This window comes from Novosphingobium sp. 1529 (assembly GCF_040544855.1).
Taxonomy (GTDB): Bacteria; Pseudomonadota; Alphaproteobacteria; order Sphingomonadales; family Sphingomonadaceae; genus Novosphingobium; species Novosphingobium capsulatum.
In genome coordinates this window covers 545730-569066 of sequence record NZ_JBEPKW010000003.1, presented here as the reverse complement: position 1 = coordinate 569066, position 23337 = coordinate 545730, and the positions used below count along the sequence as shown (strand labels likewise).

23 protein-coding genes are annotated in these 23337 nt (G+C 64.5%); 8 read left to right on the top strand and 15 right to left on the bottom strand.

The features are described from left to right. Positions 1 to 67: 67 nt before the first annotated feature. A complete protein-coding gene (locus tag ABIC78_RS10365) occupies positions 68 to 2245 on the top strand; it encodes a TonB-dependent receptor (RefSeq protein WP_354489466.1) in 2178 nt (725 codons plus the stop codon). 121 nt (positions 2246 to 2366) lie between these two features. On the opposite strand, the gene ABIC78_RS10360 is transcribed toward ABIC78_RS10365, so the two are convergent. Further along, positions 2367 to 3098, bottom strand: coding sequence for an SDR family NAD(P)-dependent oxidoreductase (locus tag ABIC78_RS10360; RefSeq protein ID WP_354489464.1), 732 nt, complete (start codon positions 3096 to 3098; stop codon positions 2367 to 2369). Next, the gene (locus ABIC78_RS10355; RefSeq protein ID WP_107717702.1) at positions 3095 to 3745 is read right to left on the bottom strand and encodes an isochorismatase family protein; all 651 of its coding nucleotides are present in this window, start codon (positions 3743 to 3745) and stop codon (positions 3095 to 3097) included. The genes ABIC78_RS10360 and ABIC78_RS10355 overlap by 4 nt, the downstream gene beginning before the upstream one ends. A gap of 215 nt (positions 3746 to 3960) precedes the next feature. Between ABIC78_RS10355 and ABIC78_RS10350 the strand changes: the two genes are divergently transcribed. After that, on the top strand, positions 3961 to 4884 hold the full coding sequence (locus tag ABIC78_RS10350; RefSeq protein WP_354489462.1) for a polysaccharide deacetylase family protein: 924 nt from the start codon (positions 3961 to 3963) through the stop codon (positions 4882 to 4884). A 74-nt stretch (positions 4885 to 4958) separates the two neighbouring features. Here the strand turns inward: ABIC78_RS10350 and ABIC78_RS10345 are convergent, their stop codons facing one another. Together ABIC78_RS10345 and ABIC78_RS10340 are read right to left on the bottom strand one after the other, a co-directional pair. Next, on the bottom strand, positions 4959 to 5750 hold the full coding sequence (locus tag ABIC78_RS10345; protein WP_354489460.1) for an IclR family transcriptional regulator: 792 nt from the start codon (positions 5748 to 5750) through the stop codon (positions 4959 to 4961). 140 nt (positions 5751 to 5890) lie between these two features. Then, positions 5891 to 6754: an isocitrate lyase/PEP mutase family protein gene (locus tag ABIC78_RS10340; protein WP_354489497.1), complete on the bottom strand. Its 864-nt coding sequence runs from the start codon at positions 6752 to 6754 to the stop codon at positions 5891 to 5893. 320 nt (positions 6755 to 7074) lie between these two features. Here ABIC78_RS10340 and ABIC78_RS10335 point away from each other — a divergent pair, with 320 nt between their 5' ends. Continuing rightward, positions 7075 to 8259, top strand: a complete 1185-nt coding sequence (locus tag ABIC78_RS10335; RefSeq protein ID WP_354489458.1) for an FAD-dependent oxidoreductase — start codon at positions 7075 to 7077, stop codon at positions 8257 to 8259. 30 nt (positions 8260 to 8289) lie between these two features. Next, positions 8290 to 9033 carry a maleate cis-trans isomerase family protein gene (locus ABIC78_RS10330; protein WP_354489456.1) on the top strand — a complete coding sequence of 248 codons (744 nt, stop codon included), beginning with the start codon at positions 8290 to 8292 and terminating at the stop codon, positions 9031 to 9033. Here the strand turns inward: ABIC78_RS10330 and ABIC78_RS10325 are convergent. The 4 genes from ABIC78_RS10325 to ABIC78_RS10310 form a co-directional block, all read right to left on the bottom strand. Then, positions 9030 to 10310 carry a cytochrome P450 gene (locus ABIC78_RS10325; protein ID WP_354489454.1) on the bottom strand — a complete coding sequence of 427 codons (1281 nt, stop codon included), beginning with the start codon at positions 10308 to 10310 and terminating at the stop codon, positions 9030 to 9032. The genes ABIC78_RS10330 and ABIC78_RS10325 overlap by 4 nt on opposite strands. A gap of 126 nt (positions 10311 to 10436) precedes the next feature. After that, positions 10437 to 10736, bottom strand: coding sequence for a hypothetical protein (locus tag ABIC78_RS10320; RefSeq protein ID WP_022677695.1), 300 nt, complete (start codon positions 10734 to 10736; stop codon positions 10437 to 10439). A 99-nt stretch (positions 10737 to 10835) separates the two neighbouring features. After that, positions 10836 to 11366, bottom strand: coding sequence for a Crp/Fnr family transcriptional regulator (locus ABIC78_RS10315; RefSeq protein WP_354489452.1), 531 nt, complete (start codon positions 11364 to 11366; stop codon positions 10836 to 10838). Then, complete coding sequence (locus tag ABIC78_RS10310) at positions 11342 to 11533, bottom strand: hypothetical protein (RefSeq protein ID WP_354489450.1); 192 nt, start codon at positions 11531 to 11533, stop codon at positions 11342 to 11344. The genes ABIC78_RS10315 and ABIC78_RS10310 overlap by 25 nt, the downstream gene beginning before the upstream one ends. Positions 11534 to 11628: 95 nt before the next feature. On the opposite strand from ABIC78_RS10310, the gene ABIC78_RS10305 reads away from it, so the two are divergent. After that, complete coding sequence (locus ABIC78_RS10305) at positions 11629 to 12399, top strand: class II aldolase/adducin family protein (RefSeq protein ID WP_354489448.1); 771 nt, start codon at positions 11629 to 11631, stop codon at positions 12397 to 12399. Positions 12400 to 12448: 49 nt separating this feature from the next. On the opposite strand, the gene ABIC78_RS10300 is transcribed toward ABIC78_RS10305, so the two are convergent. The 4 genes from ABIC78_RS10300 to ABIC78_RS10285 are packed head-to-tail and all read right to left on the bottom strand — an operon-like array spanning position 12449 to position 15516. Then, positions 12449 to 13246 (bottom strand): HpcH/HpaI aldolase family protein, encoded by a 798-nt coding sequence (locus tag ABIC78_RS10300; RefSeq protein WP_354489446.1) that lies wholly within the window; start codon positions 13244 to 13246, stop codon positions 12449 to 12451. 25 nt (positions 13247 to 13271) lie between these two features. Continuing rightward, positions 13272 to 14588 carry an amino acid deaminase gene (locus tag ABIC78_RS10295; RefSeq protein WP_354489444.1) on the bottom strand — a complete coding sequence of 439 codons (1317 nt, stop codon included), beginning with the start codon at positions 14586 to 14588 and terminating at the stop codon, positions 13272 to 13274. Then, positions 14585 to 15058 carry a RidA family protein gene (locus ABIC78_RS10290; protein ID WP_022677700.1) on the bottom strand — a complete coding sequence of 158 codons (474 nt, stop codon included), beginning with the start codon at positions 15056 to 15058 and terminating at the stop codon, positions 14585 to 14587. Before ABIC78_RS10290 ends, ABIC78_RS10295 begins: the two co-directional genes overlap by 4 nt. Next, entirely contained in the window at positions 15055 to 15516 is a 462-nt protein-coding gene (locus tag ABIC78_RS10285) for a VOC family protein (RefSeq protein WP_171798678.1), read from the bottom strand. Before ABIC78_RS10285 ends, ABIC78_RS10290 begins: the two co-directional genes overlap by 4 nt. A gap of 230 nt (positions 15517 to 15746) precedes the next feature. On the opposite strand from ABIC78_RS10285, the gene ABIC78_RS10280 reads away from it, so the two are divergent. Further along, positions 15747 to 16571 carry an SDR family NAD(P)-dependent oxidoreductase gene (locus tag ABIC78_RS10280; protein ID WP_354489441.1) on the top strand — a complete coding sequence of 275 codons (825 nt, stop codon included), beginning with the start codon at positions 15747 to 15749 and terminating at the stop codon, positions 16569 to 16571. A 57-nt stretch (positions 16572 to 16628) separates the two neighbouring features. On the opposite strand, the gene ABIC78_RS10275 is transcribed toward ABIC78_RS10280, so the two are convergent. Both ABIC78_RS10275 and ABIC78_RS10270 read right to left on the bottom strand, forming a co-directional pair. Beyond that, positions 16629 to 17480 (bottom strand): SMP-30/gluconolactonase/LRE family protein, encoded by an 852-nt coding sequence (locus tag ABIC78_RS10275; protein WP_169048516.1) that lies wholly within the window; start codon positions 17478 to 17480, stop codon positions 16629 to 16631. Between the two features lie 35 nt (positions 17481 to 17515). After that, positions 17516 to 19864, bottom strand: a complete 2349-nt coding sequence (locus ABIC78_RS10270) for a TonB-dependent receptor (RefSeq protein ID WP_354489439.1) — start codon at positions 19862 to 19864, stop codon at positions 17516 to 17518. A 107-nt stretch (positions 19865 to 19971) separates the two neighbouring features. Here ABIC78_RS10270 and ABIC78_RS10265 point away from each other — a divergent pair, with 107 nt between their 5' ends. Both ABIC78_RS10265 and ABIC78_RS10260 read left to right on the top strand, forming a co-directional pair. Then, a complete protein-coding gene (locus ABIC78_RS10265; protein ID WP_354489437.1) occupies positions 19972 to 20760 on the top strand; it encodes a TetR/AcrR family transcriptional regulator in 789 nt (262 codons plus the stop codon). Between the two features lie 86 nt (positions 20761 to 20846). Then, complete coding sequence (locus ABIC78_RS10260; protein WP_171796778.1) at positions 20847 to 22049, top strand: MFS transporter; 1203 nt, start codon at positions 20847 to 20849, stop codon at positions 22047 to 22049. Positions 22050 to 22097: 48 nt separating this feature from the next. On the opposite strand, the gene ABIC78_RS10255 is transcribed toward ABIC78_RS10260, so the two are convergent. After that, complete coding sequence (locus tag ABIC78_RS10255) at positions 22098 to 23318, bottom strand: GGDEF domain-containing protein (RefSeq protein ID WP_169048515.1); 1221 nt, start codon at positions 23316 to 23318, stop codon at positions 22098 to 22100. Between the last annotated feature and the right edge of the window lie 19 nt (positions 23319 to 23337).

Sequence of the window (23337 nt, the reverse complement as noted above, 5' to 3'; positions counted from 1 at the left end):
CCGCTGATAGGGCCTATTCATCGGTGAAACGCTGCCAAGGCGTCACAACGAGAAAGACGAGGACAACATGAGGACTGCACTCTCCTTCAAGGGCCTCCTGCTGACAGGGGCCGGGCTTGCCATCCTGACGGCGAGCCCTTCGGCCTATGCCCAGAATGCCAGCGCCGCGCAGGACGAAGCCGCCACCGACGGCCTGCAGGTGATCACCGTGACCGCGCAGCGCCGCAGCGAGAACCTGCAGTCCACCCCGGTCGCCGTCACCGCCTTTACCGGCGACTCCCTCAAGACCATGCAGGTCAGCTCGGTCCTCGACATGGCCCAGCATGTGCCCAACGTCTCTTTCACGTCGGCCTTGGCCAGTTCATCGAGCGTGGCGGCCTTCATCCGTGGCGCGGGCCAGGCCAACGCCGGCTTCGCCTTCACGGATTCGGCGGTCGGCTTCTATGTCGACGATGTCTATCACGCGCGCCTTTCCGGCACGAACCTGCTGTTCAACGATATCGACCGGATCGAGGTTCTGCGCGGACCGCAGGGCACGCTCTATGGCCGCAACAACCTGACCGGCGCGGTCAAGGTCGTGCGCAAGCAGGCCGACGGCACCACGTTCGGCTCGGCTGAGGGCAGCTATGGCAGCCGCGACTACAACGACCAGAAGGCCACCTTCTCCACCGCGATCGCCCCCGACAAGCTGGCCGTGATCGTCTCGGGCTTCCACCAGTACAAGGGCGACTACTATGATGCGCCCGCGATCGGCGGGAAGCGCGGCAAGGACGAACAATATGGCGCGCGTGTTGGCCTGGCCTGGATCGGCGACGGTCCGTTCAGCGCGAAGGCCAATGTATCCTACACCCATGAAAAGGGCGACGGCGCCGCGCAGATCAACTTCACCGAAGGGCTCAAGGAAACCGGCGGCGCCTTTGGCACCTACATCAGCCCGATCCCGTCTTCCAGTTTCAACGAGCAGATCAATGCAGACCTGACGCTGGGCTATGACTTTGACAACGGCCTCAAACTCAAGGCGATCACCGGCTACATCCGCGGCGACGATCGCTTCCGCTTCGACGTCTATGGCGGGCAGGTCAATGCCACCACCGGCGCGTACACCGCGGGCTTCGACCGCCGCAGCAACATGATCAACCACCAGTTCAGCCAGGAACTGCAGCTCTCCGGCGATGTCGGCGGGAACGTCCAGTTCATTCTCGGTGGCTATTACTTCCACGAGACGATCCGCCAGGTCTTCAACGACAACGTGCTGGGCTACCAGGTCCTGCCCGACACGATTCACCAGGTCACCAACAGCTATGCCGGCTTTGGCCAGGCGACCTGGCGCTTTGCCCCGCGTTTCTCGCTGACCTTGGGCGGCCGCTACACCCGCGAAACCAAGGACATCGACGCCACGCTGTCCAACGGCCTGTTCCTCCCCAGCCAGACGCTGACCGCCGTTGGCGGGCACCTGTCGTTCACGAACTTCAGCCCGAAGGGCGAGATCGATTTCCAGGCGACCCGGGACATCTTCATTTACGCCAGCATCTCGCGCGGCTTCCAGAGCGGCGGCTTCAACGCCTCGGTCGTTGCCAACCCGACGCTGTTCAACACGCCCTATGGCGCCGAGACGGTGACCGCTTATGAGGCGGGGATGAAGAGCGAATTCTTCGACCATCACCTGCGTGTCAACGCGGACTGGTTCGTCAATCGCTTTGGCGAAATTCAGACCAACACCTACATCGGCACCTCGGTGGTGACGCAGAACGCAGGCACGGCGCTGGTCCATGGCCCCGAACTGGAAGTGACGGCCGAGCCGGTCCACGGCCTCACGCTGTTCGGCAACGGATCGCTGACGTTGGACAAGTACCTCAAGCTAAACGCCAACACCGCCGCCGCGCGCGCCAACGCCGATGCCCTGCCCCGTGTGTCGAAGTGGCAATACAACATCGGCTTCAACGCGCGCCACAGCCTGGGCGGTGAGGGTATGGGGACGCTGCACGCGTCGAGCAGCCTGGCCTATCGCAGTTCCTACAACGTGGACCCGGGCCTCGTCGCGATTTCGCAGATGCCGGCGCAGACGCTGCTCAATGCCGCAGTCGGCTGGACCTCGGACAACGGCAAGCTGGACGTGACGCTGTCGGCCGACAACCTCACCAACAATCGCTTCTACGTCACCGGCTCCAACTATGGCGTCAACCGCAAGTCGCGCCTGCAAAACGAGCCGCGCCTGGTCAAGATCGCGGTGTCCTACAAGCTCTAGTCCACACCGTATCGACCATGCCCTTCCGTCCGTGCCCACGCGGGCGGAAGGGTTTTGGCGCCGGGTGACGGGGGGATTGCCGCTGGTCTTGCCGTAAGGGCGTGACGCTGGGCGTCTGGTCTCAGATACCCTGGCCGCCATCGAGCGGGATCACTGCCCCGTTGACCATCGCTGCAGCGGGCGAACACAGGTACGCGGCGAGCGCCGCGACTTCTTCGCGGGTAACCAGCCGGCCGCCCGGCACCCGCGCTTCCAGGCGGGCCATCAGGGCCGCCGCGCCTTCCGCGCCCAGGGCATTGCCACGCAACATCGGGGTGTCGACCGGGCCGGGGGCAATGGCGTTGATCCGCTGGCCCTTGGCGCCCGCCTCGGTAGCGAGCCCGCGGACCAGGGTCTCGACGCCTGCCTTCGCCACTGAATAGGCCAGCGAGAGTGGCGTCGGTCGGCTGGCCAGGGTGGAGCTGAACAGCAAGACCGAGCCGTGGCGCGACAGCAGCGGAAACAGGAACCGGCAGGCCAGGTAGGCGCTGTGCAGATTGGCGGCGAGATGGTCGTGCCACAGATCGGGCGACAGTTCGGCAAAGGGCAGGTTCGGACGATACCACCCAGCGGCGTGAACCACCGTGTCGATCTGCCCGTGGCGCGCCGCAAGCCTTGCGGCCAGCCCCTCCCACGCGCGGGGATCACGCACGTCGCAAACGTGGGCGCGCATGTCTTCTGCCCCGCCCGGGCGGATCTGGTCAGCGCGCTCGACGGTAAAGCCATCGGCGCTGAAGCGCTCGACGATCGCGCTACCCAGCCCCCCGGCAGCGCCGGTCACCAGGGCCACGCGCGCGGCGCCAGGCGCGGTCATACCGCTGCGGCCCCGGAGACGAGCGAGCGCAGGAACTGCGCGGCTTCGTCCTCGCTGACCACGTCGGCGTACTTGGCGTTCATGTCGAACAGGTTGGCCTCGTGCGGGTCGGGATGCCGATCGCCGCAGGCCTCGGCCACCACGGCGGTGCGAAAGCCGTGCGACATGGCATCGACGCAACTGGCGCGCACGCAGCCCGATGTCGTCAGCCCGGTGAGGATCACGGAATCGATGCCTGCCGCCGTCAGCGTGGATGCGAGCGAGGTGGCGAAGAACGCGCTGGGATACTGTTTCGAGACCACCAGTTCGTCGGCGAAGGGGGTAAGCCCGGGGCCGAACGCGGCAGTGGGGCTGCCCTTGAGGAAATTGCGCAAGGGCACTGCCTTTTCAAAGAAGCGCCCGCCGTCCAAGCCACCGGCCTGATAGACCACGTTGGTCAAAACCACCGGAACGCCCGCCGCGCGGGCGAGCGCACGCAGGCGCAGCGCGGATTCCAGCGCGGCTTCCACGGGCGCGTACAGCAGGTTGCCCGGCTCGAAATAGGCCTGGCAGAAATCGATCAGGATCAGCGCCGGACGGTGGCCAAATCCCACGCGATTGTCATAGGCTTTCCGATAGTTGGCCATCAGATCATCATTGTCGCGCATCGGCGTGCCTTCCCTTCGTGCATGCAGGCCATTGCAAAGCCTTGGCGATTCACCTTCAAGCTAGCATCCGGCCCGGGTGCGCCCGGTTTCCCGCCCGGCCTATCCGACTGGTGGTCATCGCGGGCGACCGGATCGACACCACGGCCGCAAAGGTAGGTATTCGTCCCGTTGCACCCCATTGGGGTTCGGTCCCGGTTTCAGCAGAGAGTTGCACCATGGAATACGATTACGTCCCGCTGCCGCAGCGCAAGCCCCTGATCTGGCCGAACGGGGCCCGCGTCGCGCTGATCCTGACTTTCAACCTGGAAACGTGGGATCTTACCAAGGACACCGACAAGCCCTACTACGCCGGTGGTCCGTCGATCCTGCCCGACACCCTGCCCGGCAATACACCCGACTTCCCCAACTATACCTGGCGCGAATATGGCCAGCGCGTGGGCATCTGGCGGCTGATCGAGCTGTTCGACGAACTGGGCGTCAAGGCCAGCTGCACCACCAATGCCGTCACGTTCGAACGCCGCAAAGCGATGACCGATGCGGTGCTCGAACGCGGGTGGGAGCTGCTGACGCACAACTGGGAACAGGGCGAGTTGCTCACCAGCTTTGCACAAGCACCTGAGAAAGAACGCGAGATTGTGCTGCGCAGCCTGGCGCAGTTCGAAAACTATGTCGGGCGCAAGTCGAAGGGCTGGCTCTCCTCGTCGCTGCGCGGCACGATGCAGACTGCCGATATCCTCGCCGAATATGGCTGCACCTTTTACTGCGACATCATGAACGACGATCAGCCGTTCCTGCTGCGCACCCCGCACGGCCCGATCGTTTCGGTACCCTATTCCAACGAGATCAACGACTTTACCTTCATTACCCGCAAGAACTACACCACCGACCAGTTCCGCGATGCACTGATCGAGGAACTGGACGTGCTCTATGCCGAGGGTGCCAAAACCGGGCGGATCATGAACGTGGGCCTGCACCCCCACGTATCGGGCCGTGCGCACCGGGTGCGCGCGCTGCGCGAGTTCATTGCGCACGCCAAGTCATTGCCCGGCGTGTGGTGGGCCACCCGCGAGGAAATCGCCGAATGGTATCTCGCCAATCATGAAAGCCACATTCCTGGCCAGCTGACGCGCGACGCCTGAGGCCGGGCGAGCGACAAAATAGGGGGGCGGCATCCACGATGCTGCCCCCCTATTTTCATCAGGCCCATGCCTGCTCAAGCGTGACCCATGACCTCGTTGCTGAGCGCGTGGCTGATCGCGTCGGCGGTCGCCTTCATGTCGGCCAGATAAAGGTTGATCCCCTCGGACAGCTTCATCGCCGCCACGAAGAATGCCAGCGTCATTGCCCCTTCGAAGCGACCGTGGCGGAAGATCGGCACGGCGATCGACGAGGTCTTGCCCGGTGTCAGGTTATGATAGTTGCGCCCCTGCACAGCATAGCCATCTGCCCGGATGCGTTCGACATCGAGGCCAACTTCCGCCGTTGCCAGGTAATTGAGGTCGATGTCCTGCGACACACGCATGAAGCGCAGGATCATCTCGCGCTCCTCGTCCGGCGCAAAGGCCATCGAGACCTTGCCCGACGCGCTGTCGAGGATCGGCAGGGTAAAGCCAGGATAATAGTGCTCGAACGTGAGCGACGCGTTGGAATGCGTGGAATCGCGCAGCATCATCTCGCGCCCCACCCGCACGGCGATCGACACGGGCCAACCGAACCGGCGCGTCAACTCGACAATGTGCGGCCGCGCGGCACGAACCAGCGCATCGTCCTGCTGGTATCCGGTGGCCAGCGTCTGCACCAGCATCGTCGCACGGTAGCGCTTGCGCGCCGGCTCCTGCTCGATCAGCCCTTCATACAGCAGCGTCTGCACGATCCGGCAGGCGGTGGCGTATGGCACCTCCGACGCCTTGGCGATCTCCATCATGTTGAGCGAACCTGCCCGGTTGATCGCGCGTAGCGCCGCGATCGAGCGGGTGATGGACCGAATCGGAACGCCTTTTTCCATGTGACCAATTTCCCCACGTCTTTGACCCGGATCAAAGAGTGACGAGAAAATGACGTTTCACCGATTTTATCAAGGTTTTATCCGACAGGCGGATAAATCAGCCTCGCGCCATGCCGAGATCGTGCCGTCCTGCACGCCGCCTAGACGGATGGCCGCGACCATCGGCGTTCGAATTCGCGCACCTCGTCCATCCCGATCAATGCGGAAAATTCCCTGAAATCAAACAGTCCGTCAGGGTCTCCGGCGCCGGTATCCTTGAGCGCGCGCAGCACGGTCTCCATCGCCTGCGCCGCAGCCAGACTGGTCAGCGAGGGGTAGATCGCAAAGGCAAAGCCCAGCTTTGCCAGCAGCGTCGGCTCCAGCATCGGGCTGGCCCCGCCGTTTGCCATGTTGACCATGCAGGGCAGCGGCAGTTCGGCGCAGACCCGTGCCATTTCCTCTTCCTCGACCAGCGCTTCGGGAAAGAGCACGTCGGCCCCGGCCTCGGCATAGGCGCGCAGCCGCCGCAGCACCCCTTGCTCGCCTTCGGACTGGCGGGCGTCGGTGCGGGCAATCACCACGAAATCGCGGCTGTGCCGTGCCGCACAGGCAACCTTGATGCGCTCGACCATATCCTCCACCGGCACGATCCGCTTGTCGGGCATATGCCCGCATTTCTTGGGAAACTCCTGATCCTCAAGCTGGATCGCAGTGACCCCGGCGGCCTCGTAGCCGCGCACCGTGTGATGCACGTTGATAAGGCCGCCATAGCCGGTATCACCATCGGCAATGACAGCCGCGGTGCTGGTGCGCACAAGGGTCTCCATCCGGTCGCGCATCTGCGTATAGGTCGCGATGCCGGCGTCGGGCAGGCCAAAAGCCGAGGCAGTCAGCCAGTAGCCGGTGCCGTAGACAAACTCGAAACCGACCTTTCGCGCGATCACGGCAGCGATCATGTCCTGCACGCCGGGCACCATGAAGAAGCGGCCCTCGGCCAGGCGCGCACGCAAAAGAGGGTCCGCCATCGAAATTGCCTGCCTTTTCCATCGACCCCGAACTGTAGGGCCCGTGGCCAAGGCGTTCGCATGCACGGCTGCGCGCGCCGCCGCTTACCCCAAAAATCGCCGACAGGCGGTGAGCCAGCCGCCCGGGCCAGGCCTCTCCAGCGCTGCCAAGTGGTTGGAAAAACACGCGTGCTGATCGCCTAACCGGCAGGTGGATAGAGTGCCCGCGTCCTGCTCCTGGCACCGTGGTCGCGTTCATAACCGCCGGGTGTTCACCGGCTCCTGCGATGGGCCGGTGCTGATCGGAGAATGCGGAAATGACAGGGCATAATCGCTGCCAGGTGGCCATCGCCGGTGCCGGACCCGTCGGCACGGTCATGGCGACTCTGCTGGCGCAGGAAGGTATCTCGGTAATCGTGCTCGAGACGGGCGCCGACTGCGCGCAAGACTTGCGCGCATCCACCTTTCATCCCCCGACGCTCGAGATGCTCGACCGCATCGGCATCACCCGAATGCTGCTCGATCGTGGCTTGAAAGCACCGGTGTTCCACTGGCGCGACCGCGCCAGCGGCGAAGTGATCGCGTTCGACCTCTCCGAGATCGCCGACGTCACTCGCTATCCCTTCCGTATCCAGTGCGAACAGTATCATCTCTCGCGCGCACTGGCGGAAGGTCTCGCCCAGCTGCCGCACGCCGACATCCGCTTCAACAGCCGCCTTTTGACATTCCGCCAGGACGAGGCCGGGGTCGACCTGTGGGTAGAAACCATGACCGGCGTCGAGACGATCCGCGCCGATTACCTGATCGGCGCCGACGGGGCGAATTCGATCGTGCGCAAGTGGCTGGGCATCGAATTCGATGGCTTCACCTATCCCGAGCGCTTCCTGACATTGTCCACCGAGGTGGAGCTGGCAGACTACCTGCCCAACCTCGCCTACGTGAACTACGTCAGCGACCCCGCCGAGTGGCTGGTGCTGCTGCGTGTGCCCTCGCTGTGGCGGGTGCTGGTGCCGGTCAACGGCGATGTGGACGAGACGACGCTGCGCTCGGACGCCAACAAGAACGCCATTTTTGACCGCATCACCGGCGACGGCGCGAGCGTGGAAACCCGACACCGCACACTGTACCGAGTGCACCAGCGCGTCGCCAAGTCGTTCCGCGAAGGCCGCGTGATGCTGATCGGCGACAGCGCCCACCTCAACAACCCGCTCGGCGGCTTCGGCATGAATTCGGGCATCCATGACGCGTTCAACCTGTTCGACAAGCTGGCGCCGGCAATCACCGGCAACACCAGTGCCGAGGCAGGCCTGGCGCTGTTCGACCGCCAGCGTCGTACGGTGACGCACACGTTCACCCAGACGCAGACCCGCCAGAACATGGAATTCATCCGCGGCAACCAGGACAATGCGCATGAAGCCCGTCGCCGCGCCATGCTCGATATCCTGGCCGATGACGACAAGCGCCGCGCCTACATGCTGCGCCAGGCCATGTTCGAAAGCCTCGACCTCGCCGCGCAGATCGCGTGACGGCGTGGTGACTACAGGAGACCTGCCAAAATGACCGACGTACTGGGCTGGCGCGCGCTGTTCGGCGTGGTCGCGCCCTCGACCAACACCGTCGTCCAACCCGATATGGAGCGAATGCGCCCCGACGGCGTGACCAACCACGTCTCGCGCATCTGGGTGGAAGACCCCTACGCCCTCACCAACGAGGACTTCATCGCCGGCACCACGGCGATCGCGCAAAACACCCTCGATGCGGTGCGATCGGTGATGACCTGCAAGCCCGACTACCTCGTGCTCGGCATGTCGGCCGTCACCTTTTACGGCGGCGTCGATGGCGCACGGGCATGGAAGGCGCAGGTTCAGGAGGTGGCGGGCGTGGGCGCGTCCATCGGCGCGGAATCGGTTGCCGCCGCGCTCCATGCCTATGGCGCAAAATCGGTGAGCTTCGTCTCGCCCTATTATCCTGTCGCCAACGCCGAAGTCCGCCGGTTTCTCGAGGAAAGCGGCTTTGCGGTGAAGCGTGATGTCCCGCTGCAATGCCGCCGCTGGACCGATATCGCCAAAGTGACGCCAGATCGGCTCGACGCTGTCATCGACCATCTCGATGGCGACGATGTGGATGCCATCGTGCAGGTGGGCACCAACCTGTCGATGGTCGACATCGCCGCGCGACACGAGGCCCGCCTTGGCAAGCCGGTGATCGCGATCAACACCGCCACCTACTGGCACGCGCTCCGCAGCTTTGGGATCAAGGACCGCATTTCCGGTATGGGGCGGCTGCTGGCGGAATTTTAGGCCGGCATTATGTCGATCCGCGCCGGCATGCGGTAAGGCTGGCGCATGGTCGACTGGGTGATCCACTCCACCGGCCCGGCCAGTTCGATCCGCACGTCAGGGGCGAACAGCCGGGCGAGCATGCGATGAACCATCAACCGGGCGATATTGCGGCCCGGGCACAGGTGAATGCCGCCGCCAAAGGTGGCGTCATAGCGCCGCATCCGCTCCAGCCTGTATGTGCCGGGATCGTCAAAAATATCGGGATCGCGATTGCCTGCCGCCCACAGCATGGCAATCGCGGTTCCGGCCGGCACCAGCACGTCGTCGAACACGAAGTCTTCCAGCGCATAGCGGTGTGTCACGATGACCGGGGACGACATCCGCAGGCCCTCGTCGATCGCGGCGCCGACCCGCTGCGCGTCCGCCCGCACCTCTGCCGCCGCAGCGGGATGGCGGAGTAGCTGATATGTGGCGTTGGCGGCAGCGAGCGCGGCGGTATGGAACCCGTCGATCAGATTGGCGGCCAGCGACAGCGCCACGCTTTCCGGCTTGCCTTCAATCGTGATCGCATCGAACTCCGCCGCCATGGTGGCGAGCAGCGGATTGTTGCCTTCGGCCAATGTCCGTTCGATCGCCGTGGCCATCAGCGACAGATAGGCGCCGATGGCCGCGTTGGCCTCAACCGTCTCGGCAGCGGTGCGCACGAGGAAAAAGAACGACGTCATCGCGCGCACCTGCTCGACGACCTGGCGCTGCTCCGATGGCGTAAGACCGATCAGCGCGCCCCAGAATCCCGCAGTGACCTGTTCGGTGAAGTCGAACCCGAAATCGATCTCGCCCGCCCCGGCAACCTCGGCCAGGACCTTGTCCACCACGCCGCGTACCAGATCGTCGAACGCGGCCACCTGCTTCATGCCGAACGGCTTGGCCAGCAATTGGCGGGTCGGGCCGTGGAGCGGCGGATTGGCGGTGAAAATCTGATTGAAGAGGATGCGGCCAAAGTTCGACACATCGGGCTGGTCGTGCTCGGCCTGATCGTCCCCCGCCTCTTCCATCGCCCGCTCGGCAAGGGCGCGAAGCGGCATGTTGCCCACCGCCGGAAGCGCGGCGATCCTGCGCAGATCCTCGCCACGAAACACGACGATGCGCTTGCTACCCGCCTTGAACAGCCGTTCGGCAGTTCCGAACAGCGCGGCGAAATCCTCGGAAAAACCCGCTTCGAAAGGATGGGGCAGGTCCGCAAGGTCGCTGATCGACTGGCGCGGGACGTCGCCCTGCAATGGTTGCGCTGACATGGAACACTGTCCCGGACAAGCAAGCCCCGGGGCGATGGGCGCGCCGGAACCGGACGTGGAAGGATGGGTGGATGATCCGCGCACGCCCCGGCCCGCCAGGGTCGAAGCAGGTGCGCTGGAAGGTGCTCAGCCGCGCTCGCCGGTGAACGAGAACGCGCCGAACGGGCCGGCCGAAACGCTGCCGTTCAGGCTGGTTTCGGCCACGGTGCCATCGAACGTGAGCGAGAGCGGCATCGGATTGGTGATGTCGATCTTCCAACGCGCCTTATCGCCGGTGATCTTGCCGTCCTGGATGGGGTGCGGCGCGCCATCGGCATCGGTGGCGGTGCCGGTCAGGCTATCCCCCGAAACTGTGAAGGTGGTCACGCTTTTCATCGGCCCCATCGGCGAGTTGACGATGATGTTCCATGTTCCGGCAACAGACATAGATATTCCTTCCCTGGCTCGCCGCGCGGTGGACGCCTGCCCGCCGGCAAGCGGTGTGCCTGTTGCCGCACGCTACCGCAAAATTTCATATAGTAAATACTATTCTTTGTTGGTGCGGCAGATTTCGCCCATGGCGACGCGCGCCAGGCGTTCCGCATCGAGAATCCAGATCACGCGATAGCCCAGCCGCACCATGCCGGCCTGCTCCAGCGTGCCCAGAATGGCATTGGCAGTCTGCCGTCCCATGCCGCAGGTGCCGGCAAGTTCGTCCTGGGTCATCGCCACCGGGGCATCGTCACCCGCGCTTGATGCGAGCAGCACCTTGGCCACCCTAGCGGCGCGCGGCATGCTGAGGAGATCCTGAATGTGGCTGATCGCCTGGCGCTGATGCGTGCAGGCCAGCCGGCCGATATGCCGCCACAGTTCGGGTTGCTGTGCGGCAATCTCCGCAATCGCGGCAAGCGGTATCCGGGCAACCTGGCACGCCCCTTGCGCGATCGCGTCCTGCTGGCGGGGCGCGGCATCGATGGTCGAGACTTCGCCGAACCACATGCCCTCGGCGGCGAGCAGCAGCAGGCAGCCGACGCCGCCCGGGCTCCACGCAATCAGGCGAACGCGGCCCTGCAGCATGGCGTACAGCCCGTCGGGCGCATCGCCCTGGGATAGACCGCCTCGCCATCCTTGACCCGGCGCACCTGCGCGGCGGCGGCCAGCTGCGCCTGGATCGGATCGGCCAGGCTCGCAAACCATTCGCTCTCGCCCTGCATGGCCGCAAGGAACTGCGCTTCCTTTGTCATTCGATCATCCTTGGGCCGCAGGAAAATGTCGGCCAATCGACAAAGCGACCAGCCGGTCTGTGGCATCCTTGCGGCAATAACCACTGGAGAGACGCATGACCCTGAACGCCACGCAAGCCCCTGATTCCGTGGAAGCGGCGGAACGCCAGATCCGGATCGACCTGGCCGCGGCCTATCGGCTCGTCGCCCATTTCGGCTGGGACGACCTGATCTTCACCCATCTGTCCGCGCGCATCCCCGGGCCCGAGCATCATTTCCTGATCAACCCATACGACCTGATGTTCGAGGAAGTCACCGCGTCCAGCCTCGTGAAGATCGATGTCGATGGCAATCCGGTGAGCCCGACGCCGCACCCGGTCAATCCCGCCGGCTTCACGATCCATTCGGCGATCCACATGGCGCGCGAGGACGCTGCCGCGGTGATGCATCTTCACACCCCGCATGGCCAGGCTGTTTCGGCCATGGAGGGCGGGCTGCTGCCCCACACCCAGACCGCGATGATCGCCGGCAGCGGCCTGGCCTATCATGAATATGAAGGACTTGCGGTGGATCTGGCGGAACGGGAACGCCTGGTGGCTGATCTGGGAGACGCCAACCTGATGATCCTGCGCAACCATGGCACACTGGTGGTCGGGAAGAGCGTCGCTGCCTGCTTCCTGCGTCTCTATTTCCTCGAGCGCGCCTGCGAGGCGCAGGTCCTGATGCTGTCGGCCGGTCGCGATGCGCTGCATGCTCCGCCGCCCCAAACGCTGTCCAAGGTCGCGCTGCAATCATCGCCTGCCGGCATGGGCCTGGTGGCAGAGCGGCTGGCATGGCCGGCGCTGCTGCGCAAGCTCGACCGTATCGATCCCAGCTACCGCGACTGACGAAAGAGCTGGTGCGCGGGCCAGGCCGCGCACCAGCTCTTGGTCATGATCAGGCGGTCGCGGCCTCTGTGGATGCCGACTGCTTGATCAGCGTGCGCGTCGTCGTCACGGCCTGGAACGCGGCCATGCCCATCAGATTGACGTCGGTGGCCACGGTCACGATCTGGAAGCCTTTCGCCGCCATTTCCGCGGCATAGGCGGCCGTTCCGTTCTGGATGCCGGCAATGAGATTGCGCGCACGCACGGCCGCAATCACGCGATCGTAGATCGCCAGGATTTCCGGCTCCTGACGATCGAGCACGGGCGCGAGCCCCATCGCCAGGCCAAGGTCGCTCGGCCCCACATAGGCGCCACTGATGCCCGGCACATCGAGGATCGCCTCCAGATTCTCCACCGCCTCGACCGTCTCGATCTGTGGCAGAACCAGGACATTGGCATTGGCGATCCCCTGATAGGGCGACGCCGTCCCATAGAAACCGGCGCGAACCGGCCCGTTGGAGCGGGCACCCTGCGGCGCATAGAGGCAGGCATCCACCAGCGCGCGCGCCTGCTCGGCATTGTTGACCATCGGGCAGATGATGCCCCATGCGCCCGCGTCCAGGATCTTGCCGATGATGCCCGGCTCGTTCCACGGCACGCGCGCCAGCGGCACCGGGCCGCGGCCATGCAGGGCCTGCAGGCTCTCCACCGCCGAACGATAGTCATGCAGCCCGTGCTGCAGATCGATCGTCAGGCTGTCCCAGCCGGTCTGCGCCATGACCTCGGCAACATAGCTGTCAGATGCCAGCAGCCACCCGTTGACGCAGACTTCGCCGCGCTTGAGGCGTTCGATAAGCGGGTTTGCCATAATTCCTCTCCAGTTTTTTGTGTGCTCAGAAATAGGTCCGGATCGATCCGACGACGTCGAACGCGCCATCGATCACGTGCAGCACCCGCCACTTGTCGAAAGTGAGGCACGGATGAGAGATGCCGAAGCCGATCATGTCGCCCACCCGCAGCGGGGAATCGCGCGGGATATCGAGAAACCCGTGCTGGTCGTTGAGTGCGATGACCTGATGGTCTGGCGTGAGCGCCTGCGGCGCCGACATGTCTGCGCTGGGGCGATGCCAAAGCTCCGGCTTGGGCATCTCGTCAAAGCCGACATCGCGCTTGCCCATGGTGACGATCGCGCGGCCGAGCTCTGGCATGGATTGCACATAGGCCCAGACGCGCAAGGCCGGGCTTGGCGCATCCTCGGCCAGCAGTTCGGGCGCCCGCATGTTCAACAGGGAGAAGAGGAACGTGTACAGGCCCGAGTCGTGCGTGATGTAGCAGCCGCTGCGCAGCAGCGTGGTGGTACGGCGCTCCAACCGGGCGGCGTTGAACGCGGTGACGACCAGATCGAAAAAGCCCGATCCGCCCGCGCTCAGCAGCACATCGTCCGAGGCGAACAGCCCTTCCCGGTCACACGCCTGTGCAAGCATAACAACCTGGCCCAGGAACGCGTTCACGGCGTCGAGCGTGGATTCCAGGTCCGCCTTGCGGATAATACCTTCAAAGCCTTCGACCCCGGCAAGTTCGAGGTACGGCGAGGCCGCCACCGCCCGCGCGACGGCAAGGCCCTGCTCCACCGTTCGGCATCCGGTGCGCCCGCCTTCAAAGCCCATTTCGACCAGCACCGGCAGCGCACGACGACCGCCTTTCCCGGCTGCGACGGCGGCGAGCTGTGTGACCAGATCGAGCGAATCGACCAGCGAATAGATGGCAAGCTCAGGATCCCGCTCAAGCTGATCCAGCACATAGGCGATGCCGCTGCGCCCGATCAGCTGGTTCGCCACAAAGATGCGCCGATGCCCGGCCGCCACGGCAACGGCGATCTGGTGGGGTGTCGATACCGTAATCCCCCACGCGCCATCGCGCATCTGCAGGTCGAACAGCGCCGGGGCGAGCGTGGTCTTGCCGTGCGGGGCCAGCGCCACGCCGTGCTCGGCCGCAAAGCTCCGCATCCAGCGGCTGTTGCGCTCTAGGCTGTCTCCGTCCAGCACCGCGACCGGCAGGGGAAGGTCTTCTCGCAAGAGATTCCAGCGCTTGCCCGCCACGTCTGCCAGCGGGATCGGTCCGCCGCCCCCCGGCACCCCCTTGTCCCAGGGCATGAGCGTGCCCGACAGATCACCATCGAAGCGCAGCGGGGTCTGCTCTGCGCCGCTCATGGATGCACCGCGACAACGGCCTCGATTTCGACCGTGATGTTCCCCGGCAGCGAGCCCACGCCCACTGCCGATCGCGCGTGGCGGCCAGCCTCCTCGCCGAACACCGCGCACATCAGGTCAGAGCAGCCGTCGATCACGCGCGAATGCAGCACGAAGTCCGGCGTCGCATTGACCATGCCGAACAGGCGCACCACGCGCCGGACGCGATCGAGCGAGCCGAGTTCCTGGCGTATGACGGCAAGCAGCGAAAGGCCCACCAGCCGGGCATGCTCGCGCGCTTCGTCCGCAGAAACGTCGGCACCGACCTTGCCAAAGCGGTAGCCGGCCGCATCGCGCGGGCCTTGCCCGGAAAGATAGAGCAAGCCGCCATCGAGCAGGGCAGGCGCAAAGTTGGCGATGGAGGGGATCGCCGGCGGCAGCACGAGGCCGAGTTCCTCCAGGCGGGCTTCGGGTGAAAGCGATTGGGTCATGCGGCGCTGCCTTCCAAGAATTTGCGCCCGAAGGCGCCCAGGTCAGCCTCCCCGTTGGGGAAGGCAATAAGCTCAACCGCGCGCCCATCGGGATCGCGGACCGAGAAATAGCGGACGCCGAACATCTCATCGGGTTGGTCCGCCACGCCGATGCGCACATCGGCCAGCGCCGCGAACGCGGCATCGATATCGTCCACGGTGAGCGCAGGCGTGATGGTATCGGTGCCAGCCTTGGCCTCGCGCTGCTCCAGTTCCAGCAGCAGTTGCCCGATCATACCCTTTGCGTTCGGCACCTCCTCGGCCCTGCCGTCGTGGATCACCGCCATGCCCAGGCGATCGCGATAAAAGGCCGTGGTCACCGCCACGTCGGCCACGACGAGCGCGAGATGCGACAATCCCCTGATCCGAAAATGCCCGCCGCCGACGGCTGTTGCCGCGAGTGCTTCTGGCTCCGCCATCCCCATCTTCCTTCTCCTGTCCGCACCGGACGAACCATCATATCCGCAGACCATTCAATCTGTATAGCTTTCACTATATTTTTTATCTGTCAATCCGCGCGTGGACGCCCTACCAAGGCTTGGGGGCACCTCCGTCAGGGCTGCGCCGCTTGCGAGAGTCTCCGCGCAGGCGGCACGCCGGCCCCATTTGGGCGGGGGTGCCATTGCCGTCGGTTCAGAGAGGAAGACGAATGCGGAAGACGAAGGAAAAGATTGTCCTTGTGACGGGTGGCGCAAGCGGCATCGGCGCTGCCATCGCGCGCGCTGCTGCCGCGCAGGGACACAGGGTGCTGATCGCCGACATCGATGTTGCCGGCGCGGAACGCGTTGCCCAGGACATCGGCGAGCGCGCGCAAAGCGTCGCGCTCGACATTACCTCGGACGCGCAATGGTCTGCGGCGCTCGACCTGGCATGGGCGCAGTACGGCCGGCTCGACGTGCTGATCAACAACGCGGCGATCGTGCGGACCGGCTACGTTCGCAACGTGGCGATGGCCGATCATGCGCTGACACTCGAAGTCAATGCCATGGGGCCAATGCGCGGCATGGTCGCCACGTTGCCGCGCTTTCGGGAACAGGGGCATGGACACTTCGTCACGGTGTGCAGCATGACCGCGTTCCTGCCCTTCCCGGGGCTCGCCAGCTATGCCGCGGCAAAGTTCGCACTGCGCGCTTTCCACCTCGGCCTGGCCATGGAAGAGCGGGATTCGCCGCTGAACTTCACGATCGTCCACCCCACATCGACGGAAACGCCGATGCTGGAGGCAGAGGCGGCCAGCGACGAAGTGCCCATGGCATTCCTCTCTGACGCGGTTAGTGCCGACTATGTCGCGCAAGTGGTGCTGGAGGCGATGCGCCGGCGCAAGCTGGAGGTGTTCATGCCCGCAGACCGTGCCAAGTTCGTGCGGCGGCTGGGTGGCAATGCGGCCGAACTGCTGAAGATTGCCGGCCAGGCCGAGCAGTTGGGCGCACATAACCTGGCGGAGCGCCGCAAGAGCAAGAGCGAAGCGGCCTGAAACAGCGTGCCTCGGCCCGCGTGCGCGGACCGAGGCACCTTCTGCAACGATGATCGGTCAGGGCAGGCCGGCGCCGGCCACGTCCATTCGCACGGCATAGACCCGGGCCGTCCGCACGTCGCGCGCGATCGCCGGCGTCCTGCTGTCGGCGGTGAGGATGAACAGGGTGCGCCGGTCCTCACCGCCGAACACGCAGGCGATCGCTTCCTGCTCGGTCGCGATGCGATCGACCACTTCGCCGCCCCGACGCAGGCACAGCACTTCGCGCGATGTAGGCGAGGCAGCCCAGACGCAGCCGGCGGCATCCAGGCAAATGCCGTCGGGCAGTGCATCGTCGGGCAATCGCGCCCAGAGCCGCGGTTCGACCAGCGCGCCATCGGCTGCGATCGTCAGTTCGGTCAGCACGCGCGTGCCGCTTTCGGCAACGATCATCGTGGCGCCGTCGGGCTGGATGACCATGCCGTTGGGAAACCACAATCCGGCCGCCGCCGTCGACACCGTGCCATCGGCCGTAACCCGCGCGATGCTCGCGGTGCACGGCGAAATGGGATGAGTGTCGATATCGAAGCCGAAGTTGCCGACATAGGCAGTCCCGTCTGGCGCCACGATCATGTCGTTCGCGTGCCACGTGGCAATGCCTGAAAGATCGGCATGCACGTCGAACACGCCGTTGCGGTGGCGCAGGATCCTGCGGTCGTGCATCGACACGACCAGCATGTCGCCATCCGGCAACCAGCCCAGGCCAGAGACGGGACCATCGTGTTCGGCCACAACCTCCCACCCGGTGCTTTCCGAATAGCGCAGCACGCGGTTGGCGTGCATGTCGGAAAGGTAGAGCGCGCCGTTGTGCCAGCGTGGCGCTTCGCCGAAGGCCAGATCGTCGGCCAGCAGCGTCAGGGTATGGGTCATGGTGGTTCGCTCGCTGAAGAGGGATTGTGCCTGGATCAGAAGTTTATCTTCGCGCCAACGCCATAGGTGCGCGGCGGCGCATAGTTGGGCTGGACGTAGCCGAACGGGCTGATGCTGTTGAACGCAGCGGTGGCGTAGTAGGTGTTGCCGAGATTGCGCACGAAGGCTGACAGCTCGAGCTGCGAGATGGTCAGCGCGACGCGTGCGTCCTGCGTCCAATAGGCCTGCTGCGTCGTATAGGGATCGTTGGTCGCGTCCAGGAACTGCCGGCCCTTGTAGGTGGCGCTGTATTGCAGGTCGATCGCCTGGCTTTCGCCGATCGGGATATGGTACTGCGCCTGCAGGAACGTGCTCAACTTGGGCGAGAACGCCAGCTGGTTGCCCGAATAGTCTGGCACGGTGGGATCGGCCACCAGCAGGAACCGCACGAGCTTGGTGTTCAGCAGACCCACCTGCGCGCTCAACGTCAGATTGCGGACCGGGCGAACGGTCAGGTCGATATCCGCGCCATAGGTGCGCGCCTTTTCGGCATTGGCCGCAAGATTTAGCGGCCCGATCGGGCTGGGCACCAGGGCAAACAGCTGCATGTCGCGATAATCGTTGTAGAACAGCGCGGCATTGAACGTGACGGCGCGATCGAGGAACGTCGTCTTGATGCCCACTTCGTAGGTTGTCACCTTTTCCGGCTTCACCGGGCGCTGCTGATAGGCGGCCTGGGCGGGGTCGGGGCTGAGAAAGCCGCCATTGAAATCGCCGCCCTTGAAGCCTGTCGTCAGGGTCGCATAGGCAAGAACGCCAGGCATCGGTTTGAAATTCAGGCCGATGCGATAGGAGAATGCGGAATTCTGCAGGCGGCTCGTGCTGTCGGCAACCTGAGCCAGTGGCGTGAAGTTGTCCATGCCGCCGCTCTGGTACTGCACCTGGCTGTTGAACAGGAACGAACGGCGCTCGTGGGTAAACCGGCCGCCGAGCACAAGGCGCAGCGTGCGGGTCAGGTTGTATTCGCCCTGCCCGAACGCGGCATAGGCGTCTGTCACCTGCGTATTGCGGGCAAACTGCCGGCTGGCCAGACCATCGCCCGCGCCAGGACCGTAAAACCGGTCGATGTCGAGCAGAAGCGCGTAATCCTGGTTCTGGTTCAGTCGCTCGTGCAGGTAATAGACACCCGCCACCCAGTTGTAGTTTTCCTTGGTCTGGTTGACGCGCAATTCCTGGGTGAACTCGTTGCTGTTGTTGCCCCAGTTCACCTCCAACTCGCGATAGGGCGAGGAGTCGCTGTCTTCGGGCAGGATGCGCTGGTTGTAATTATAGCCAGTCACGGACGTGACGGTGATCGTGCCCGGCGACCATTCGATCCGCCCGACAACGCCCCTGTCCGTCACTTTCAGATGCTCTGTCCGACTGGACGCGATGGAATAGCGCTTGGGGTCGCTCGGCTGGTTGTAGATGTCGACGCAGTGCGAGGCATAGGTTGCAGCAACCGAACAGACCACGGGCGATCCGGTTTCGACCGAGCCCGGCTCGAACGCGCCAAGATGCGCGTAATTGTCAGGCAGCCGATCGACATGGGAGACATGCCCGACAACAAGAATGCGCAGATCCGGCGTCGGCTTGTAGAGCAGCGACGCGCGGAAGGACTCATCATCGGCGCCGTTCTGGCGACGATTGAGGAACGTGTTGTAATTGTACCCTTCCGAATAGTTCCGGACAAAGGCAAAGCGGGCCGAGAGCGTGTCGCTCAGCGGGCCGCTGACCGCGCCGCTGATCTGCGAGGTATCGAAATTGCCGTAGCGCGCATCGAGATAGCCCTCGAACGTATTCGTCGGCTTGGCCGTGATGAAGTTGATCGCGCCGCCCGAGGTATTCCGGCCATAGAGCGTCCCCTGCGGCCCCTTGAGCACCTCGACACGATCCAGATCGAACATCGCGAAGGCCTGCGAGGTGGGAGCACTGAGATAGAACTCATCCACATAGATGCCGTTCGGCCCGGAATTGTTGGAATTGTTCACGTTCAGCCCGATCCCGCGGATGGTGATCGCGGGCTGGTTTCCTGCGCCTTGCGGCAGGGAGACCACAACGTTGGTCGCAATCTTGCCGAGATCGGCGGCAGCCTCGACGCCCAGCTTCTTGAGCGAGTCACCCGAGAACGCCTCGATGGTGATCGGCACGTCCTGAATGTTCTCGCTACGACGCTGTGCCGTGACCACGATATCACCCTGGCCGACAGCGCCGCTCTGGCTCGACACTGGCGTGGTTTGGCCCGCAGCAGCCGGTGCGGTCTGGCCCAGCGCATGGCCGGGTAGCAAGGCTGCGACGATCAGTGCCATGGGCGCCGTCGCGCTTGCTGCGCCGATCATGCGATTGGTCTTGGTGCTTCTCCCCATCGATCTGCTCCTCATCTGTTTGTGACAAGTTAGCTAAAACTATCCATTTGGCAATAGGCCGATCGACAGGGGGGGGCATGGATGCATTTCCCACCGCCAGCTGTCGCGTGGCGGCGCTTTTTCGGTTAGGGGAAGGCATGGCAGGAAAAACGGAAACCGTCGCAGACACAGCGACAGGCGAGAATAAAGTTCTCAAGAAAGCGCGCGCATCGTCGGCTGGAAGCAAGGCCGCACGCCCCCGCGCGACTCCAAAGCGAGACGCGGCGCGCAACCAGGATCTGGAAGACACGAAGGTGGTTCCGCGCTCGCGCAGGGCGATCGAAACCTACGAGAAGCTAATCGCCGCGGCCGGCGAATTGCTGGGCGAAGTCGGGTTCGAGCGGCTGACGACCAACGCGATCTGCGAACGCGCGCAGCTCACCCCACCAGCGCTCTATCGCTACTTCGATGACAAGTATCAAATCATCGAGGAACTCGCCACGCGGCTGCAAAAGCGGCAGTTCGATGCCTTTGCCGTCTGGCTTTTCAAGAATGGCGCGACGCTGGACACCAGCGAAAACCCGATCCTGCTGGCAGACTGGTTTCGCACCGCGTCCGAGATCATCGAAACGCAGCCCGGCGGCGTGTGGACCATCCGCGCGATGCGCGCGCTGCCCCATCTTGCCCATGTGCGGCTGGAATGGCAGCGGCGGTTCACCGACCAGATGTTCCGGTTTTACCGCCCGGCCATTACCGACCTTTCCGATGAAACGCTGTGGGCCAGGCTGCGCATTCGTGCCGAATTCGGCTTCGTGGTCGATGAACTGGCCCTCGAAGAAGACCGGGTTGCCCGCTCGACTCTGTTCAAGGAAGCTGCCCTGATCCTCACCGGCATGAGCCGCTTGACCACGTCATGAGCCGGACGGCGGCGACACGCCATTGACAGGTGTATAGTTTTAGCTAGCCTCAATGCGTCGGCGGTCCACCGGCGAGGAGAGCGCGTATGGCTACATCGGTGAAGCGTCGGCAGGCCTGGCTGCTCGATCCGCCGTCGCACCGCGAGCTTGCAGCGGTGATGGCGGTGGGGACATTTGCCCTGGTGATCGCCGGCATTCAGCCGCTGCTGTTCGGGGCATTGGTAAACGAAGGCCGGATATCGGCCGCGGGCCTGGGCGGCGCGGTGACGGTGGAGTTCCTTGCTCTTGCCTCCGGGGTGGCGCTGGCCAGTGCCAGGCTCCAGCCGGTTCATCTGCGGCTGCGCGGGCTGCTTGCGGCCATGGCGCTGATCGCTGCCAACGTGATGAGCATGCGCCATGCAGCGCCGCTGCTGTACGTCGATCGCGGGATTGCCGGATTCAGCGCGGGGGTTTTGCTGTCGATCCCTTCGCTTCTGCTGGCGCGCTCGCGCAATCCCTCCAAGCTCGGCGCCGTGCTGATGGTGTTGCAGGGATTGGTCCAGGTGGCGTTTTCGGCGCTCCTGCCGCTCACCTTGATGCCGGCCTGGGGCGCCAACGGTGGGTTCCTGGCGCTGGCCGGCACTTCAACGCTCGCGGCGGTCTTCGTGCTTGGCGTGCCCAACCGGCTGCCCGCCGTCGCCGACGATCAGTCCGATGGGGACCCCGCGCAAAAGCTGCCACCGGCCGGCGCGCTCAGCCTGCTGGGCGTGGTGCTGGTCTACGCCTTCGTCTTCGGCTTCTTTTCCTACCTCGGGCAAATCGGCACGGAAGCCCACCTCGGATCAGACCTGATCGGCCTCGTCCTTGCAGTGACGGTGGCAGCCTCGATCGTGGGGTCGCTGCTGACCGCCGCGATCGCGCCGAAGGTTTCGTTTTTCCGGATCTACGGCATTTCGGTGGCGTGCAACGCGGCGCTGATCGTCATCCTGTTTCAATTGCCCGGGCCCATCGGCTTTGCGCTGTGCGCCGTCTGCTTCGGCGTGTTCTGGGGCCTGCTGATGCCGTATCAGCTCAACTTCACCGCCGAAGTCGATCCCACCCGGCGGGCCACCTTGCTCGTCCCCGGCGCCCAGGCGCTCGGTGCCAGCCTTGGCCCGCTGCTGTGTGCCCTGAGCGTTACGGCCACCGACAGCAGAGGGGCATTGATCGTCGCGGGCGCCTGTCTTCTCGGCTTCCTGGTCATCGTCATGGGCCTCCATGCCCGCCAGCGCCGGCTTCTGTCCCATCCCGAGCTGTTCCCTTCGACCTGACGCGTTGCTGGTCGTCTGACCGCCGCAGGGCGAAGGCAGCGCCAGCACTTATCCGGTGGCGTGCAAGGGCTCGGCCAGGCCCAGCAGCGGCGGCTCGATGCAGTTGCGCCCGCGCTGCTTGGCTTTGTAGAGCGCGGCGTCGGCGCCTTCGATCAGCACATTGAGATCGAAATCATCCGTCAATGCGCCTGTCGCAATGCCGAAACTGGCAGTGACAAAGGGCGGCCCGATCGGTGCCCTGTGCGGTATGCGCCGCGCGGCAATTTCGCGCCGCATGCGTTCGGCAACAAGGATCGCGGTCGGCTGATCGATGTCGATGAGGAAGACAATGAACTCCTCCCCGCCGAACCGGCATACCCGGTCACCCGTCTTGCGCGCCTCGGATACCAGCAACCCCGAAATGCGGCGCAGGCAGTCGTCCCCGGCAAGATGGCCGAACGTATCGTTATAGGCCTTGAAGTGATCGATATCGACCATGACCACGGATACCGGCCGGCCGACATGAACCTGCCGCTGGATAGTGACCCACTGTTCCAGGGCACGCCGATTGCCCAGCCCGGTCAGCGGATCGATGATCGACAGTTCCTCGAAAACCTGCGCGCACAGGCGATCGCGAACCGAACGCAGCCAGCCGCGCCGCTCCATCTTTTCCAGGCTGTAGAGCGCCACCAGCGCGAAACCGGCAAAGGCGAGCGAGAGGAAGGCGGATGCGCCTTTCGACTGTACCGAGGCGTCTTGGAGACTGGCCAGGGTCAGGAGTTGGACAGTCACCGTGGCGGCCGCTGCCAAGAGGGCGTAGCGCCATCGCAGGCGCAGCACCATCACCGTGAACATCATGACGAACAGGATGCCCAGATGGTAGTTCTCGCGCAGCGGGCTCGCACTGGCGACGACCAGCATATAGATGGAAAGCGCCATGATCGTGGAGAGTGCCACCTGCAGCCCCTCGCGCACGGCGGCGGGAGGATGGCGCGCGGTTATCCAGACCGCCGCGACCGTCAGGCTGGTCACCAGCCCGAACCGCAGGACCAACGCCAAGCCAAATGCATCGGGCAGGGAAAAATAGTCGAGCACGATAAGCGAATCGAACAGCGCCAGGGACAAGAGCGCCATGCGCACATACCAGCGCACCCGCACCGGCCCGGTCTCCTGCTCGAACTGCTCTTCCAGCACGCGCGGAAAGCGCAGCGCAAAGCCTCTCTTGTCCAGCGCCTGATCGATCAGCGCGAATTGCAGATCGACCGCACTCTTGCCGTGGAGGTCGTCCATCCCGTGTCTGCCCGCAGCA

What these genes read in the sequence shown, in the direction of transcription:
- ABIC78_RS10300 (WP_354489446.1), bottom strand. Translation starts at nt 13,246, where the DNA reads ATGGCAAACCCGCTTATCGAACGCCTCAAGCGCGGCGAAGTCTGCGTC.
- ABIC78_RS10355 (WP_107717702.1), bottom strand. Translation starts at nt 3,745, where the DNA reads ATGCGCGACAATGATGATCTGATGGCCAACTATCGGAAAGCCTATGAC.
- ABIC78_RS10310 (WP_354489450.1), bottom strand. Translation starts at nt 11,533, where the DNA reads ATGACAAAGGAAGCGCAGTTCCTTGCGGCCATGCAGGGCGAGAGCGAA.
- ABIC78_RS10255 (WP_169048515.1), bottom strand. Translation starts at nt 23,318, where the DNA reads ATGGACGACCTCCACGGCAAGAGTGCGGTCGATCTGCAATTCGCGCTG.
- ABIC78_RS10260 (WP_171796778.1), top strand. Translation starts at nt 20,847, where the DNA reads ATGGCTACATCGGTGAAGCGTCGGCAGGCCTGGCTGCTCGATCCGCCG.
- ABIC78_RS10270 (WP_354489439.1), bottom strand. Translation starts at nt 19,864, where the DNA reads ATGGGGAGAAGCACCAAGACCAATCGCATGATCGGCGCAGCAAGCGCG.
- ABIC78_RS10365 (WP_354489466.1), top strand. Translation starts at nt 68, where the DNA reads ATGAGGACTGCACTCTCCTTCAAGGGCCTCCTGCTGACAGGGGCCGGG.
- ABIC78_RS10295 (WP_354489444.1), bottom strand. Translation starts at nt 14,588, where the DNA reads ATGAGCGGCGCAGAGCAGACCCCGCTGCGCTTCGATGGTGATCTGTCG.
- ABIC78_RS10340 (WP_354489497.1), bottom strand. Translation starts at nt 6,754, where the DNA reads ATGGCGGACCCTCTTTTGCGTGCGCGCCTGGCCGAGGGCCGCTTCTTC.
- ABIC78_RS10315 (WP_354489452.1), bottom strand. Translation starts at nt 11,366, where the DNA reads ATGCTGCAGGGCCGCGTTCGCCTGATTGCGTGGAGCCCGGGCGGCGTC.
- ABIC78_RS10330 (WP_354489456.1), top strand. Translation starts at nt 8,290, where the DNA reads ATGACCGACGTACTGGGCTGGCGCGCGCTGTTCGGCGTGGTCGCGCCC.
- ABIC78_RS10285 (WP_171798678.1), bottom strand. Translation starts at nt 15,516, where the DNA reads ATGGCGGAGCCAGAAGCACTCGCGGCAACAGCCGTCGGCGGCGGGCAT.
- ABIC78_RS10320 (WP_022677695.1), bottom strand. Translation starts at nt 10,736, where the DNA reads ATGTCTGTTGCCGGAACATGGAACATCATCGTCAACTCGCCGATGGGG.
- ABIC78_RS10345 (WP_354489460.1), bottom strand. Translation starts at nt 5,750, where the DNA reads ATGGAAAAAGGCGTTCCGATTCGGTCCATCACCCGCTCGATCGCGGCG.
- ABIC78_RS10275 (WP_169048516.1), bottom strand. Translation starts at nt 17,480, where the DNA reads ATGACCCATACCCTGACGCTGCTGGCCGACGATCTGGCCTTCGGCGAA.
- ABIC78_RS10360 (WP_354489464.1), bottom strand. Translation starts at nt 3,098, where the DNA reads ATGACCGCGCCTGGCGCCGCGCGCGTGGCCCTGGTGACCGGCGCTGCC.
- ABIC78_RS10350 (WP_354489462.1), top strand. Translation starts at nt 3,961, where the DNA reads ATGGAATACGATTACGTCCCGCTGCCGCAGCGCAAGCCCCTGATCTGG.
- ABIC78_RS10325 (WP_354489454.1), bottom strand. Translation starts at nt 10,310, where the DNA reads ATGTCAGCGCAACCATTGCAGGGCGACGTCCCGCGCCAGTCGATCAGC.
- ABIC78_RS10305 (WP_354489448.1), top strand. Translation starts at nt 11,629, where the DNA reads ATGACCCTGAACGCCACGCAAGCCCCTGATTCCGTGGAAGCGGCGGAA.
- ABIC78_RS10290 (WP_022677700.1), bottom strand. Translation starts at nt 15,058, where the DNA reads ATGACCCAATCGCTTTCACCCGAAGCCCGCCTGGAGGAACTCGGCCTC.
- ABIC78_RS10280 (WP_354489441.1), top strand. Translation starts at nt 15,747, where the DNA reads ATGCGGAAGACGAAGGAAAAGATTGTCCTTGTGACGGGTGGCGCAAGC.